The organism is Paenarthrobacter sp. NPDC056912, from assembly GCF_042786555.1.
In the GTDB taxonomy this organism is placed as follows: domain Bacteria; phylum Actinomycetota; class Actinomycetes; order Actinomycetales; family Micrococcaceae; genus Arthrobacter.
The window spans coordinates 266,659-282,219 of sequence record NZ_JBHUCD010000004.1 but is presented as its reverse complement, the minus strand read 5'-3'; the positions used below and the strand labels follow the sequence as shown (position 1 = coordinate 282,219).

Annotated in this window: 11 protein-coding genes; 4 read left to right on the top strand and 7 right to left on the bottom strand. The window is 61.9% G+C overall.

Features of this window, described 5'->3' with window-relative positions:
• Window positions 1-11 precede the first annotated feature (11 nt).
• Together argJ and argC are read right to left on the bottom strand one after the other, a co-directional pair.
• Window positions 12-1,178, bottom strand: coding sequence for a bifunctional glutamate N-acetyltransferase/amino-acid acetyltransferase ArgJ (argJ, locus tag ACFRJ9_RS06725; protein WP_377665723.1), 1,167 nt, complete (start codon window positions 1,176-1,178; stop codon window positions 12-14).
• A complete protein-coding gene (argC, locus tag ACFRJ9_RS06720) occupies window positions 1,175-2,206 on the bottom strand; it encodes an N-acetyl-gamma-glutamyl-phosphate reductase (RefSeq protein ID WP_377665721.1) in 1,032 nt (343 codons plus the stop codon). The genes argJ and argC overlap by 4 nt, the downstream gene beginning before the upstream one ends.
• A 167-nt stretch (window positions 2,207-2,373) precedes the next feature.
• Here argC and ACFRJ9_RS06715 point away from each other — a divergent pair, with 167 nt between their 5' ends.
• The 4 genes from ACFRJ9_RS06715 (at window position 2,374) to ACFRJ9_RS06700 (ending at window position 9,948) form a co-directional block, all read left to right on the top strand.
• Window positions 2,374-3,462, top strand: a complete 1,089-nt coding sequence (locus ACFRJ9_RS06715) for a fatty acid desaturase family protein (protein WP_377665719.1) — start codon at window positions 2,374-2,376, stop codon at window positions 3,460-3,462.
• An 86-nt stretch (window positions 3,463-3,548) separates the two neighbouring features.
• Window positions 3,549-4,514 (top strand): quinone oxidoreductase family protein, encoded by a 966-nt coding sequence (locus tag ACFRJ9_RS06710; RefSeq protein ID WP_377665717.1) that lies wholly within the window; start codon window positions 3,549-3,551, stop codon window positions 4,512-4,514.
• A 118-nt stretch (window positions 4,515-4,632) separates the two neighbouring features.
• Window positions 4,633-8,589, top strand: a complete 3,957-nt coding sequence (locus tag ACFRJ9_RS06705) for a Pls/PosA family non-ribosomal peptide synthetase (RefSeq protein ID WP_377665715.1) — start codon at window positions 4,633-4,635, stop codon at window positions 8,587-8,589.
• Between the two features lie 12 nt (window positions 8,590-8,601).
• Entirely contained in the window at window positions 8,602-9,948 is a 1,347-nt protein-coding gene (locus ACFRJ9_RS06700) for a M1 family metallopeptidase (protein ID WP_377665713.1), read from the top strand.
• Here ACFRJ9_RS06700 and ACFRJ9_RS06695 read toward each other — a convergent pair.
• The 5 genes from ACFRJ9_RS06695 to ACFRJ9_RS06675 form a co-directional block, all read right to left on the bottom strand.
• Window positions 9,938-10,588 (bottom strand): 4'-phosphopantetheinyl transferase family protein, encoded by a 651-nt coding sequence (locus tag ACFRJ9_RS06695; protein ID WP_377665711.1) that lies wholly within the window; start codon window positions 10,586-10,588, stop codon window positions 9,938-9,940. The genes ACFRJ9_RS06700 and ACFRJ9_RS06695 overlap by 11 nt on opposite strands.
• Window positions 10,589-11,014: 426 nt before the next feature.
• Window positions 11,015-11,431 carry a GNAT family N-acetyltransferase gene (locus ACFRJ9_RS06690; protein WP_377665709.1) on the bottom strand — a complete coding sequence of 139 codons (417 nt, stop codon included), beginning with the start codon at window positions 11,429-11,431 and terminating at the stop codon, window positions 11,015-11,017.
• 417 nt (window positions 11,432-11,848) lie between these two features.
• Entirely contained in the window at window positions 11,849-13,096 is a 1,248-nt protein-coding gene (locus ACFRJ9_RS06685; RefSeq protein ID WP_377665707.1) for an MFS transporter, read from the bottom strand.
• On the bottom strand, window positions 13,093-14,340 hold the full coding sequence (locus tag ACFRJ9_RS06680) for an ATP-grasp domain-containing protein (protein ID WP_377665705.1): 1,248 nt from the start codon (window positions 14,338-14,340) through the stop codon (window positions 13,093-13,095). The genes ACFRJ9_RS06685 and ACFRJ9_RS06680 overlap by 4 nt, the downstream gene beginning before the upstream one ends.
• Window positions 14,337-15,524, bottom strand: a complete 1,188-nt coding sequence (locus ACFRJ9_RS06675; protein ID WP_377665704.1) for an acetyl-CoA carboxylase biotin carboxylase subunit family protein — start codon at window positions 15,522-15,524, stop codon at window positions 14,337-14,339. The genes ACFRJ9_RS06680 and ACFRJ9_RS06675 overlap by 4 nt, the downstream gene beginning before the upstream one ends.
• Window positions 15,525-15,561 lie beyond the last annotated feature (37 nt).

Below are 15,561 nucleotides of genomic sequence, written 5' to 3'. Positions count from 1 at the left end.
GGTCATTCCGCTCAGCTCGAGTAGGCGCTGTTCTCATGCACGTAGTCGTGCGTGAGGTCGTTGGTCCAGATGGTGGCCTCGGCGTCGCCGGCCTGAAGGTCGATTTCGACGAGCACTTCGCGTGGCTCCAGGTCCACCAGGTTGCGGTCATCCCCAATGCTGCCGTTGCGGCAAATCTGGACACCGTTTATGGACACGTTGAGCTGGTCCGCTTCGAAAACGGCGTCCGTGGTTCCCACGGCGGAGAGTACGCGGCCCCAGTTAGGGTCCTTGCCGAAGATGGCTGCCTTGAAGAGGTTGGACCGGGCCACGGAGCGGCTGACGATTTCGGCGTCGCGTTCGCTGGCGGCGTTGAAGGTGCGGATGGCGATATCGTGGCTTGCGCCCTCGGCATCACCGATCAGCTTGCGGGCGAGCTCGGCGCAGACCTGAGTGAGGGCTTCGCTCAGCTGCTCAGCGGACGGAAGGGCCTCCGAGGCGCCGGACGCCAACAGCACAACGGTGTCGTTGGTGGACATGCAGCCATCGGAGTCAGCGCGGTCGAACGTAACCCGCGTGGCGTCGCGCAGGACGACGTCGAGCTCGTCCGCCGGAACCTCGGCGTCGGTGGTGAGAACCACGAGCATGGTGGCCAGCCCGGGCGCCAACATGCCGGCACCCTTGGCGATACCACCTACGGTGAACTGCTTCCCTTGGGCATCGGTCCCGACGAAGACGGCCTCTTTGGAGACACTGTCCGTGGTCATGATCGCGGTGGCGGCCTCGGAACCGCCGTCCTCCGACAACTCACGGAAAGCCGCCTCGACGCCGGGCAGGATTTTGTCCATGGGCAGTTGCTCGCCGATGAGGCCGGTGGAACACACCACGACGTCGGAAGCTGAGACTCCCAGCACCTCGGCCACCTTCTCGGCGGTGGCGTGGGTGTTCTGGAAACCTTGCGGCCCGGTGCACGCGTTGGCTCCGCCCGAGTTCAGGACAACTGCATCCACACGGCCGTCGCTGACCACCTGACGGGACCAATGCACGGGCGCAGCAGCAACCCTGTTCGAGGTGAAGACTGCGGCGGCGGTCTTATGGGGGCCGTCATTGACCACCAGGGCCAGGTCCGGGTTGCCCGATGCTTTGATGCCTGCCTTGATGCCGGCGGCGCGGAATCCCTTGGGGGCGGTAATGGTCACGGTGCAACTCCCTGCAGGTTCAGGCCGGCGGTTTCGTCCAGGCCTAGGGCGATATTCATGGACTGCACGGCTCCGCCTGCAGTTCCCTTGGTGAGGTTGTCGATTGCGCACGTCACGATCACGCGGTTGGTGTGCTGATCGAACGCCAACTGCATGACAGCGTGGTTCGACCCTTGGACCGACTTGGTGGTGGGCCACTGGCCTTCCGGGAGGAGGTGCACGAAAGGCTCGTCATCGTAGGCCTCGGTCCATGCCTGGCGCAGTTCGGCGTAGCTGACGCCGTGTCCCGCCTTTGCGGTCGCGGTAGTGAGGATGCCGCGGCTCATCGGCGCCAAGGTAGGCGTGAAAGAGACAGTCACTTGTTCGCCGGCGGCGTTGGAGAGACCCTGCTCGATTTCCGGTGTGTGCCGGTGACCGCCGCCAACCCCGTACGGGCTCATGGAACCCATGACTTCGGCGCCGATCAGGTTGACCTTGGCGGCCTTGCCGGCGCCGGATGTCCCCGAGGCGGAGACAATCACGACGTCGTCCGTCAACAGGAGGTTGTTGGCAAACCCAGGCGTCAGGGCGAGCAGGGCCGACGTCGGGTAGCAGCCGGGGACAGCGATCCGCTTAGCGCCCTTGAGCGCCTCCCGCTGCCCCGGGAGCTCGGGCAGGCCATAAGGCCACGTCCCGGCGTGGGCGGAACCGTAGAATTTCTCCCAGACAGTGGCGTCCTGCAAGCGGTGGTCCGCACCGGCGTCGATGACTACAGTGCCTTCCGGCAACTGGGCGGCGATTTCGGCGGAGGCGCCGTGCGGAAGGGCCAGGAAAACGACATCGTGGCCGGAGAGGTTCTCCACGGTGGTGTCCTCGAGAATCCGGCTGGTCAAACCATGGAGATGCGGCTGCAACTCCCCTAGTCTGGAACCGGCGTTGCTGTGGGCAGTGATCGCACCGATGGTGACGTTCGGGTGGCCTGCGAGCAGCCGCAGCACTTCTCCCCCGGCGTAGCCGCTGGCACCGGAGACGGCAACAGAAATAGTCATAGCGCCACTATACAGCAAAACTATTCACTTAACCCGATATTTATGCATGCCCGTGTGAGCTGTCTCATTTGTTAGGACATTGCGCGTATGCTTAGTGGAGGGTGATCCAGACCGTGCAGTCCGAACGTCGGCTGCAGCGTTGCCCGTTAGCGATACGGGGCACATTCATGTCACCCACGTCCACCGCTGAGCGCCCCAAAGCACGCGCGATTCAGCCAAATCCCGTTGTCCAGAGCTACTCGGAGCTCCTCAAGAGCGTCAAAGCCGCGGGACTCCTCGAACGCCGCAGCGGCTTTTACATTTGGGTCTTCGTGGCCCTGGCACTCCTCATGGCAGGCACCTGGCTCGGTTTCGCCCTGATCGGCGAATCCTGGTACCAGCTCCTCATCGCCGCCGCCGTGGGCATTCTTTGCACACAGCTGAGCTTCCTGGCCCACGAGGCCGGGCACAAACAGATCTTCGCCTCACGCCGCGCCAACGACTGGTCAGCCCGGCTCCTGGCCACCGGCGTCGCCGGCATCAGCTACTCCTGGTGGGAACAGAAACACGGTGCCCACCATAACCACCCCAACGTCATCTCCAAGGACCCGGACATCAGGAACAACGCCCTGGTGTTCTACGAAGACGCAGCGGCAGAGCGCAAGGGCCGCTTGGCGTTCCTTACCAAGAAACAAGGCTGGTTCTTCTTCCCGCTGCTGACACTCCTTGGCCTAAGCCTGCAGTTCGATTCCCTCCGCTTTGTGTTCGGCAAGCAGAAGGTACGCCACCGCTGGGTAGAGACGCCTATTCTTGTCGCACGGCTCGCAGCCCTTCCGGTCCTGGCCTTCACCTTCCTTCCCATCGGTATGGCCTTCGCCTTCCTCGGTGTGCAGATCATGGTCTACGGCTTCTACATGGGCGCATCCTTTGCTCCCAACCACAAGGGCATGCCGGTCCTCCCCAAGGACAGCCGCGTGGACTTCCTCAATCGCCAGATCCTGACATCGCGCAACATTTCCGGCGGCCTCTTCATGGACTTCCTCCTGGGTGGACTCAACCGTCAGGTGGAGCACCACTTGTTCCCGGATATGGCTCGCCCCCATCTGTACAAGGCCACAAAGATCGTGCGCGAGTTCTGCACCAAGCACTCCATTACCTACACGGAAACAACGCTGATTCAGTCCTACGGGATCGTGGTCAGGTACCTCAACGAGGTGGGCCTCGCGGCAGGCCGCGGCTTCGACTGCCCGGTGGCGTCGACGCACGGACGCTTCTAGGCGTTCAACACGGGAGGCCCCAACCTCCCTAGGATGGATCCTGAAACCCGGGCACCGGAACCACCGCCCCGGAGTGAGGAGCCAGCATGACGCACGCCATCGTTGCACGGCAGCCCGGAGGACCTGACGTCCTTGAGTACGCATCCGTGGAACCACCGACACCTGGCCCCGGCCAGCTGCTGATTAAGGTCGCAGCTGCCGGGGTCAACTTCATTGAGACGTACCAGCGCAGCGGCACGTACAAGGTGGACTACCCCTTCACTCCGGGGGCCGAAGCTGCCGGCACCATCGAGGCCCTTGGTGAAGGCGTTGAAGAATTTGCTGTGGGTGACCGCATCGCCACCGCCGAGGGATCCAGGACCTACGCCGACTATGCACTGGTGGACGCAGCCAAGGCCCTCCCGGTTCCGGCCGGCGTGGACGATCATACGGCTGCGGCGCTGCCCCTCCAGGGAATCACTGCCCACTACCTGATGAACTCGTCGTTCCGCGTGGAGCCAGGGCACACCGTCCTCCTCCATGCGGGAGCGGGCGGCGTGGGTCTGCTGCTGACCCAGCTGCTGAAGGCCCGCGGCGCACGTGTCATCACCACAGTCTCGTCCGACGAGAAGGCGGACCTTTCCACGCTCGCCGGCGCCGATGAGGTACTTCGCTACGACGGGTTCGCGGACAAGGTGCGCGAACTCACCGACGGCGAGGGCGTCAACGTGGTGTACGACGGCGTGGGCAAGGATACGTTCGACGATTCGCTGAAGAGCCTGCGTATCCGCGGTGCCATGGTGCTTTTCGGCGCAGCCTCCGGGCCCGTCCCGCCGTTCGATCCCCAGCGGCTCAACGCCGCCGGTTCCCTGACCTTGACCAGGCCCACCATGGGGCACTTCGTGCAGAACACCCACGAACGCCGGTGGCGCTCAGCGGAAATCTTCGACGCCGCAGCCAACGGCACTCTGACTGTCCGGGTGGGAGCGACGTATCCGCTGGCCGAAGCAGCACAGGCCCACCGGGACCTGGAAGGCCGCCGTACCACTGGCAAAGTCCTCCTGGTGCCATAACTGCCATGCCCGGCTCCCCAACATCTGGCGGCATACAGGCGAACAGCAGCGCAACAAAATGTGACGTACAGGAAACGTCCGACACCTTTTGTTCACCTTTCTGCGACAAGCTGAGCCCGTGAGCACAGAACATCCCGTGGGGGCCGGGCAGACGCCTGCCTTGACCACCTACCGCCCCCAGTTGCCGGGCGGCGCCGCAGCACCGGCCGAGCGGACTCTCGTAGAGATCCTGGAACAGACCACCGCGTCCTTCCCCGAGGCTTCGGCGTTGGATGACGGCCACAAGTCGTTGAGCTACACCGAGCTACTCAAAGCCGTCCGACAGTTCGCCGCAACATTGAACGCCGCGGGGCTGGGGCGCGGGGACAAGATCGGCGTCCGGATCCCGTCCGGGACCAACGAGCTCTACATCGCCATCCTGGGAATCCTCATGGCCGGTGCGGCCTACGTTCCCGTGGATGCCGACGATCCTGACGAGCGGGCACGCCTGGTGTTCGGCGAGGCCAAGGTTGGTGCCGTCATCGCAGCGGGCCTTGACGTGCAACTCTCCGGCGCGGCCCGGGAGCCCCTCCCTACACCCAGCACGCCCGGACTGGACGATGATTCCTGGATCATCTTCACATCCGGCTCCACTGGTACTCCCAAGGGCGTTGCCGTCAAACACCGCTCGTCCGCCGCCTTTGTCGACGCCGAAGCCCGGATCTTCCTCCAGGCCGAACCCATCGGCGCCCAGGACAGGGTGCTGGCCGGCTTGTCTGTGGCCTTCGATGCTTCCTGCGAAGAGATGTGGCTGGCTTGGCGTCACGGCGCGTGCTTGGTACCAGCTCCTCGTGCTTTGGTTCGGACGGGGATGGACCTGGGTCCCTGGCTCATCAACCACGGCATCACGGTGGTTTCCACCGTGCCCACCCTTGCAGCCCTCTGGCCGGCCGAGGCCCTCGAAAACGTCCGCCTCCTCATTTTCGGCGGTGAAGCATGCCCGCCTGAACTGGCCGACCGGCTCGCCGTGGATGGCCGCGAAGTCTGGAATACCTACGGGCCCACAGAGGCCACGGTCGTTGCGTGCGCGGCTCCTTTGGGCGGACCCGGCCCCGTGCGGATCGGACTGCCGCTGGACGGCTGGGACCTCGCCGTCGTCGATTCCGACGGCGCCCCGGTCGCCGAAGGCGAGATCGGCGAACTGATCATCGGGGGCGTAGGGCTGGCCCGCTACCTGGATCCCGCCAAGGACGCTGAAAAGTACGCGCCAATGCCCACACTGGGTTGGGAGCGCGCCTACCGCTCGGGCGACCTTGTGCGATTTGAAGCCGAGGGCCTGATCTTCATGGGCCGGGCTGACGAACAGGTCAAACTGGGCGGGCGGCGCATCGAACTGGGCGAAGTGGATGCGGCTCTTCAGTCCCTCCCCGGCGTTGCCGGCGCAGCGGCCGCAGTCCAGACGACGGCGGCCGGCAACCAGATCCTGGTGGGTTACCTCGCTGCGGCCGACGGCATTGAACTCGACATGGACGCGGCACGCCGGCTACTGGGCGAAAGCCTTCCCGCGGCATTGATCCCCCTTCTGACCCTTGTAGATTCGTTGCCCACCAAGACCAGCGGCAAGGTAGACCGACACGCCCTCCCGTGGCCGCTGCCCGGAGCCGGCGCCACCGAGGCAAGCAACGCCCCGTTGAACCTTCCCGATGACGCGCGCTGGGTAGTGGAGCAGTGGGAGTCCGTGCTGGGCAGTCCAGTGAGTTCCCTGGATGCCGATTTCTTCGCCTACGGCGGCGGGTCACTGGCTGCGGCCCAGCTCGTCTCCGCGCTCCGGGTCAGATACCCCACCATCACGGTGGCTGACATCTACGCGACACCGCGCGTCGGTGCCCTGATCGACGCCGCCCGGCAGTCACTGCCCGACGGCGGCACGCCGGGTCCCGCGGCCGAGCGCACCGTCCGCCCCACCGCCGTGAAGTCGCAGGTTTTCCAGGTCCTCATGGGCGTCCCTTTGCACATCCTGGTGGGAATGCGGTGGCTCACCTACCTCATGGCGGCCAACAGATTGCTGGCCGACTTCGCCGGATTCACAGCGGCGCCAGTGGTCTCCTGGTGGTGGATCGCGGCGTCCTGGCTGATCTTCGTCAGCCCGCTTGGCCGGATGAGCATCTCCGTAGTTGCGGCGCGCGTGCTGCTCGGCAGGATCGAACCCGGCACCTACCCGCGATCCGGAAAGACCCATCTGCGTTTGTGGCTTGCGGAGCAAATTCAAGATCTCTCCGGCGCCATTGGCCTCGCAAGCGCCCCGTTCGTCCCCTACTATGCCCGTGCCCTCGGCGCGAAGATCGGCAAGGACGTCCATCTGCACTCTTTGCCGCCCGTTACGGGTCTGCTCTCGTTGGGCAGCGGGGCGAACATCGAGCCCGAAGTCGACCTTTCCGGCTGGTGGGTGGACGGCGACTCAGTCCACATCGGCCAGATCCATGTGGGAGCCGGAGCCGTGGTGGGCGCAAGGAGCACCCTCATGCCCGGAGCCACCATCGGTGCAGGCGCCCACGTGGAAGCAGGCTCAGCCGTCCTGGGCAAGGTCAAGGCCGGGCACTTGGTGGCCGGCTCCCCCGCCGAGCGGCGCGGCAAGGCCAAGCACGACTGGCCGGAGGCTGCACTTCGTCGCTCCGCCGTTGACCGCCTCTGGCTGGTGGCCTTCGCGGCTGCATCTGCCCTGCTGGCGCTGATCCCCTTCATTTCCGCCTTCGCTGGTGGCCTGGTGATCCTCGCTTTCATCCAGGGGCATGACTCACTGGAAACCGCCCTCCCCCGGATTGCCCTGGCCATTCCGCTGGCAGCGCTCGTGTGGTTCTTTGGCAACCTGGTGCTCATCCTGGCCGTTGCCCGCATGCTCGGACTGGGCCTCCGGGAGGGGCACTACCGGGTTCGAAGCCGAGTTGGTTGGCAGGTCTGGGCAACTGAACGCCTCCTGGACATGGCGCGCGACCTGCTCTTCCCGATCTACGCAAGCCTCTTTACCCCTGTCTGGCTCCGCCTCCTTGGAGCAAAGGTGGGGAAGAACGTTGAAGCCTCCACTGTGCTGCTGGTTCCCAAAATGACCACCATCGGCGACGGCGCATTCCTGGCCGACGACACCATGGTTGCGTCCTATGAACTCGGCGGCGGCTGGATGAAGATCGCGCCGGCCAAGATCGGCAAGAGGTCATTCCTGGGCAACTCGGGGATGACGGCGGCAGGACGCAACGTTCCCAAGAACTCCCTCGTCGCGGTGCTGTCCGCCACCCCCGCAAAGGCCAAATCCGGAACCTCATGGCTCGGCAGCCCGCCGGTCAGGTTGCGTCGCACCGCCGTCGACGCTGACCAGACCCGAACCTTCCAGCCGCCCCTCAAACTCAAACTGGCGCGCGCCCTGTGGGAACTGTTCCGCCTTGTGCCAGTTATCCTCACGGTGGCCATCGCCGTCAGCGTCATGCTGGTCCTGGACTGGATTGCCCGCGGATGGGGTTATTGGATCGCCGCGCTCCTGGGCGGCCTGGTGATGCTGGCAGCGGGGGCCGTGGCCGCGTTCAGCTCCATCGTTGCCAAGTGGGTCCTTGTTGGAACCATCCGTGCCGGGGAACACCCCCTGTGGAGTTCATTCATTTGGCGCAACGAGGTTGTGGACACATTCATTGAGATGGTCAGCGCTCCGTGGTTTGCCCGGTCAGCTGCGGGCACTCCTGCCCTGGTGTGGTGGCTCCGCGGGCTTGGTGCCAGGATCGGCCGCGGAACGTGGTGCGAAAGCTATTGGCTTCCCGAGGCCGACCTCGTGGCCTTGGGCGAAAACTCCACCGTCAACCGAGGCTGCGTGGTCCAGACGCACCTCTTCCACGACCGTGTGATGAGCCTGGATACAGTGACCCTCGGCAACGGTGCCACGATGGGGCCGCACGGCGTCATCCTCCCCGCCGCCAGCATCGGCGACGGCGGAACTGTTGGTCCGGCGTCGTTGGTCATGCGCGGCGAAACCGTCCCGGCGGGGACCTATTGGATGGGAAACCCAGTGAGCCCTTGGGTGGGTCCGTCTGCACAAGCTCCCCGTCTCCAGTAGATTGGGCAGATCATGACCGCACCAATCACCACCCCCATGACCGCAGCCGACCCCTACACCTTGGACCACGGGAGCACCAGCTACCGCGTGGACCGGTACGAGTTGGACCTGGACGTCCGGCTGGGCAGCAACAAGCTGATCGGCAAGGCCGTCCTGAGGTGTACGGCGTTGGAACCGGCGACGCAGGTGGTCCTGGACCTTGTGGGTTTGCGGGCTTCCAAGATCCAGTTGGACGGCAAGAAGATCCAGAAGTTCAGCCACCGGGCAGAACACCTTGTAGTGACCCCCGCGTCCGCACTGAAACAAGGTCAACAGTTCATGCTGGAGATCAGGTATGAAGGCAACCCGCAGCCGCGCCGGGGCCTATGGGGCGAGGTTGGCTGGGAAGAACTGAACGACGGCGTGCTGGTGGCCGGACAACCCAACGGCGCCGCGTCCTGGTTCCCCTGCAATGATCATCCGCGCAGCAAGTCGAGTTTCCGGATCTCGGTGACCACGGACGATAACTACCGGCCAGTGTGCAACGGCCGGCTGGTATCCCGGTCCCGTAAATCCAGCCGGGAAACGTGGGTCTATGAACATTCCGAACCCATGGCAACGTATCTCGCCACGCTGCAGATCGGCCGCTACGTCATGGTCCCCCTGAACGACGCCGATACCCACCACCGCGTCCCGCAGTTCGCTGCCGTCCCGGCCGAACTGGCCGACGACGCCCGTGACGGGCTGCGTCGGCAACCGGACATGATGCGGACCTTTGAAGACTGTTTCGGCCCCTACCCTTTCGACGACTACACCTCAGTGGTTACCGAGGACGAGCTCGAGATTCCCCTGGAGGCCCAGACCGTATCCATCTTCGGCCGCAACCATATGCGTGGCACGTGGGAGGCCCAGCGCCTGATCGCCCACGAACTCTCTCACCAATGGTTCGGCAACTCGTTGACTGTCAGCAACTGGAAGGACATCTGGTTGCATGAAGGATTCGCCTGCTATGCAGAATGGTTGTGGTCCGAAGAATCCAGGACCATGACTGTTGCTGCGCGGGCAACGGCCGCGTGGAAGAGGCTCGACGCCGGGCCGCAGGACTTGCTGGTCGGAGACCCCGGCCCTGAGCTGATGTTCGATGACCGTGTCTACAAACGCGGGGCCTTGGCTGTTCATGCAGTTCGGATGGCCGCCGGGGACGAGGCATTCTTCGGATTCCTGCAGCACTGGACGATCAACAACCGGCACGGCTCGGTGTCCACAGAGTCGTTCATTGAAGCTGCGGGCTCGTTCATTCCTGGCTTTGATGCTGCCAGGATTTTGCGGCCGTGGCTTTACGACGCCGTGCTTCCTCCCCTGCCGCAAGCTACCCGCTAGCCAGAGCTGCCACGAGTCCGTCCGGGAGTTTCCGGTTTTCGTCGATGCTGGTGACGTCGGAAAGGCCCGGAAGGTCAAGTACATCCACATCGGCGGGATTCCGGCGCAGGCCCTCACCGGTCATCTTCAGCCACGCTTCCTTGCGTGCCCATAAGCGCGTGCGGTGCACGGCCTGCTGCTCCTCCGCGACGGACGCGAGGAAGCGCTTCTCCCCTTCGGTTAGTGCTACGTCGTCAAAGCCTTCGAAGCCGGTTCGATTCGTCGCTTCAAGGTCCACTCCCAGCCGGAGGCCTGGCCTTGGACTCACGACGCCGGCCAGCAGCACCCAGCCCGACGCCCGGGAGGCGCTCAGCACCAGAGGCGCGCGGCCGCCGTCGAGCAGGAAACCGGGGCGGCCGTGGTCCTGGCCGGGGCCGCACTGCGGGCAGCGGTAGTCCGGCGAGAGCCGTGCTGAATCGACGTCAAGCAGCGAGGCGGCAAAGTGTAGCGCTGCAAGCCGACCTGCAATGAACTCTTCCCGATCTTTGGGATGGGTGAATCTGGTGGCACGGAGCTGGGCCGGCCAATCAAGGTCTAGGTGACTTGGGCCAGAAACAGGCACATCAGCTAGCTTCAGCAGCTCATACCCCGCACTGTTCACAATAACCTCCCTCAAAGCTGGTCCGCTGGGAAATGTTGCCCTACGGTGAGTACATCTAGCAAAATTTGATGTGCTCCGGTCCGCGAGCGAGGTAACTTTCGACGGCCAGAGCCTCGCACGTGTGCAGCCGTCCTAATACGGGCCGTTAGGGAAAAGCCAGGTGTCCCGCCAATCCTGAGTGAGAGTTCCTCCGCGCACAGGCGCGGACGAGTGGATGGACGGCGCTTCCAGGATCAACACGCGTTATATTCGGGTCGATCTCGGCGTTGAGCAGATGGCAAAAGACGCCCAAAGACTGGTGGGGTGCTTATGATTTTCTTAGTTGAAGTTGCCCCGAAGAAATGAGACTCTCTGCCGAACGGACAGGGACGACCGCGTGCACGAGAACCATTCGCTTAGCTTCACAGTTGACCACTTGAGCGTAGGTCAACGGGTGAGGGCCATCATCTTTGAAGGCTCTCTTAGTTCGGTGAAGCCGAATTGGGCGTAGAGTCCGTGAGCATCTCCTGTCGACAACAAAACCCGCTTCAGGCCCAGGGGTTCAAGGTCCGCTACCACACCAGCCGCGAGCATCTTGCCAATGCCTCGACCGCGGACTTCCGCAGCGACGAACACGTCGCAGAGCCATGCGAAAGTAGCGCTATCGGTCACAACGCGGCCGTAAGCCACTTGCGCTCCAGTCGATGTTTCATAGACCCCGTAGTTTCGGGAAGCGTCGATGGCAGCTTCTTGTTTTTCTCGAACCCGGCCTTGCGCCCAATAGGACTCCTCACTAAGCCAACGGTGTACTCTGCCACGATCGATTTTCTCCGCTTCGGCGGAGAAAAAGTAGGTATCAGTCATGACAATATCCTAAGGGAACGGGACGAAACCGTTCGAAGTAAAGGAACCAACGTTCGTCCGAATCTCGGATCGGTTCCCCTTATATCGCGGCATTTGGAAGCTCCAACCCAATAAAGCGCAATGTAACACATTTCTTGCGCGTCGACCCCTCCGTCTGGACCAACGGCACCGGCATTCATACCGTCATATGGGTATCTCGTTGATCCAGCCCAAAAATAGCCCTTTCCTGCGCCGTTGGGCGGGCCAGAACAGACACGGCATCGAGGAGATCCGCTGCCACCGCCGAACAAGAGTTTACAACGGGGTTCATACGCTGCAGGGCGTGCCAGAAAGACACGCTCTCTTCTCTTATTCCGAACGCGGTAACTAAAACACCACAGTTTCCGTTCATTCGAAAAGCAAAGAGTGCCACCTGACTTACTGGTTTCCCATACGGCGAGGAACTAGGGCGAACAAAGTTAGAGCAGACAAAACTAGGAGCCCTAGCCAGTAGACAAGGCCGAACTGGCTTCCGGACAATGAAACAAACACCGAGAGGCCTGCCCATGCCCCCACACTCTCTCCGACGGCCGAGGTGAGTTGACGCATGTTCATTGATTCAACAACTGGCCGCCCTTCCGCTGTATTGGCATAGGCAACATTGAGAATTGGCGTGAAAATAGTCTCACCCACTGAGAACAAAACGACTCCCAGACAAACGAGCACGATTCCTGCCACGCCCTCTCGCGCCGCAAAAAGCGGCATCGAGAGTCCGAGGATGCAGACGCCGAACACCAAGATGGACAGCACTGAGGTGCCTCTCTGGAGTCTCCGTTCCACAAGGTAGGACACCGGTATTTGAACGATTACCACGAGCACGCCATTCAACGTATAAAACAAGGCACGAATCATTGGTTCATCCGTCACACCCGCAAACACGAGAGAGAAGCTGGAGAAAAACTGGCCCATCAAGATACTCCCGAGCATCGCCACAAGCGTTATTCGGCGGGCGCTGGGAGAATTGAACAACTCTCGTACTATACCCAGAGTAAGGGGCGGTCGAAGCGACCCCTGATTCAGCATCACCCCCGCGGGCGCAGCAAGAGGCGCGAAGACCGCGGCCACAACGAAAACCGCACTAACGCTGAGAAGAAATGGAGTATACAGGCCTCCATCAAGAACAAAGGTTCCTAGCACCGGCCCCAGAGCGGCGCAACAATTTGCGACAAGTTGAATGACGGCAAACCCTCGGTTTTGTAGTGATTTATCTGAGGTCGATAACACTACAAAACTCCGAACACCTGTCCCATTCGAGCTGAATCCAATACCAGCGAACCCCAAGGCGATAACCAGAACCCATGGGTTACCACTGACAGCGACGACCGCGTAGGAGACAGCAACAAGACCCAGTGCGAATCGAAGACACCCTCGTACGGATAACTTATGCAGGAGAGGTGCGACAAAGAGGCTGCCGCCACGCGTCATCAACGTCAGAGCGCCGATCGCCAAGGCCGCCCATTGCTCCTGGGCACTGCCCAACTTCAGCGTCAGTAGCAAGGGCAACACTGGCATTAGAGCAAAGTAGGCAGTTTGACTTAAGACTTGATCCGATGCGATGAGAGCAAATACACGCGCGTGGAGGCGGGGTTTGCTCAATTGCGCACTGACTTGCTCCTGCACGTTCACCCGTCGCACCGCAGTTCCGAGAGGTGCGGCCGCAGGAGATCAGCGAACTCTCGACACTCACCGTAGTCTCCCCGCAAGCCCACGTTGCTGGACGTCATAACGTAGCCCAGGCGGTCCCAAGACGATCGGGGCCGGAATACCTTCTGATGTGGCAACGCCGAATACGAAACAACGGCTTGTGGTGGAATCATCGAACGATCCGGCACCGTCTCCACAACGCCGTCACCGTCGGCATAGACGAAAGCCACTGCCGCCCGGGCCTTCGCTTCGCTTGGGAACGTGGGCTTGTCACCACACAAGACGGCGCTCCATGCGGCAGTCGGCGAGAATCCCCACGCATGCTCGATAAGATTGAGTATCTGATCACCAGGCGGGCGCCCTGCGCATTCAATAAGTTTGGGACCACGCGGTGTCCGCATGAATTCGGCATGCAACAGCCCATACTGGAAGCCGATAGCCCCCGCCAATTCCTGCATGGTTTGCCAACACCAGTCCTCGACTGCAACTATCTCGTGGCCAATTTCTACTCGATGTGGGCCCTCGAGTACTTGCTTGGCTGTGAGATTGACCCATTGCACTGCGCCATCGCTCACAAGCGCTTCAACACTGCACTCATCACCTACGAGGAATTCCTCGATGAGGGCGTGGTTCGTTCCATGCCATCCTTCGATGGTCTGATTCTTCTCGTACCCTCCGATGATGTCAGCCCACGCCTTCTGAACATCTGCGCCGATACCAAGACGGGTGACGCCGAGACTCCCCTGCCGATCAACGGGCTTCACTATGACCTCATTTGACTCGTTAGTCAGGAAAATGGCGAGGTCGTCGGCAGAAGTAGCGAGATGGAACGAGACTGCTCCCCACTCGAACGTCGAGGTCGACTGCCGAAGGAGTGCTTTGTTGCGCAGAATGCGTGCTGCCTCCACGCCCGCGCCGGGCAACCCCAACGACGACGCGAGCAGGGCCGCACCTTCAACGGCGTATTCAAGGCCCGGCAACACGCCGTCAACCTTCTCCCTGAGAAGCGACTCCAAGACGGCGTCCGAAACGATCAACGGATCGTGCTGATACTCGAACCACACGGGTATAGCACCGGTGACTCCAGCCTCATCAAGCCACGTTGTGAGCCGTTTAGCCTCCCATATCTCTTGCTCTTCGCAGAAGAGCAACGGGCTGAAACCCGACGATTGTAATTGTTGGGTGGCGTTACGATTAACGCCCACCATTGCCGTCCGACGAGTCATTTGTTGCTTCCTTCCAACAAGTCGACGCGGTAGTTGCAAGCCTTCGATGCAATACCGAGGAGAGACTCGAGCGCCTCAGAGTCATGTGACTGCGCGACAACTACGGCGACATGAGATCGCAGCCCATTGACAGCCATCAAGTAGTCACCGGGCTTGCACTCCCAGTAGATTTGCGCGTCAGCAGGGACCTCATCCTCAATCGCTGTCGCCATAACGCGCCCCGGAGCCGCTTCAATAAACTCCACCCCCGCACATGCAGTCAACGAGGGCAACTCATCCAATGGGAGCCCACGCAGCGAATCGATCAATTCTCCATAGATGTCCAGCCCGGGTCGTGCAGCTTCTACCAGATCCGGGGCAATGAAGCCGCCCGCCTGGCGCACATGAAACTCGCCCCACACGACGCTGCCGTCCGGGCCCACCCAGAATTCGACGTGCAGGTGGCCCCACTGGATCCCTAAGGCAGCGAGACATTCCTGCAGCTGAAGGGACAGATCCTCTAAGGTCGGGAATCCCTGGGGAGCAGCTGGATGTCGATGCCCAATCTCTACGAAGTTCTCATTCTTCGTCTTGGTTGTGGCTCCGTACAATCTCACCTGGCCGCCCACCGTGATGCCTTCTGCTGAGAACTCTTCGCCCAGAACGTACTCTTCCAAGCAGTAGCCACCGGCGAAGACTTCCGCGTCTAGCCCCTGTAGCTCATCGATCCCAGCGATGTAGGTCACTCCAGCACTTCCCATGCCGGTAGCGGGTTTCACAATCCATCCAGATCTTGAAGTCAAGACGTCCGCAGTACCGGCACCTAATCCTCCAAGGACGCGGACTTTTCCGTTAGGATCCACCCCAGCGATACGAAGACTTTGCGGTTGGAAAACACCCGCACTACGCAATGCATCTCGACACGCAGGCTTGTCTTGAATCAGCTCGACGCACTGGACAGAATTGCCCACCAGAGCCAGCGCCTCCACCAACTGGCTGCATACCAATTGATAGTTCTCGCGCAAGGCAGTCGCCAAAACGAGGTCGCCAAGTTCACGAAGACGCAGTTCGTGGACGATGCTGTCGAGTGTTTCTTCAGGCAATTTTCGACTGTAGGAGCCGGGGATTGTGATCATGTGATCCAGCGGTATCGGTGGAACCTTTGTAGCCAAAGACACCTCAAATTCCACGCCGCAGATCTTCAAGTTCCGCTGTCGACACGCCTTGAGGAATCTCTGGAAC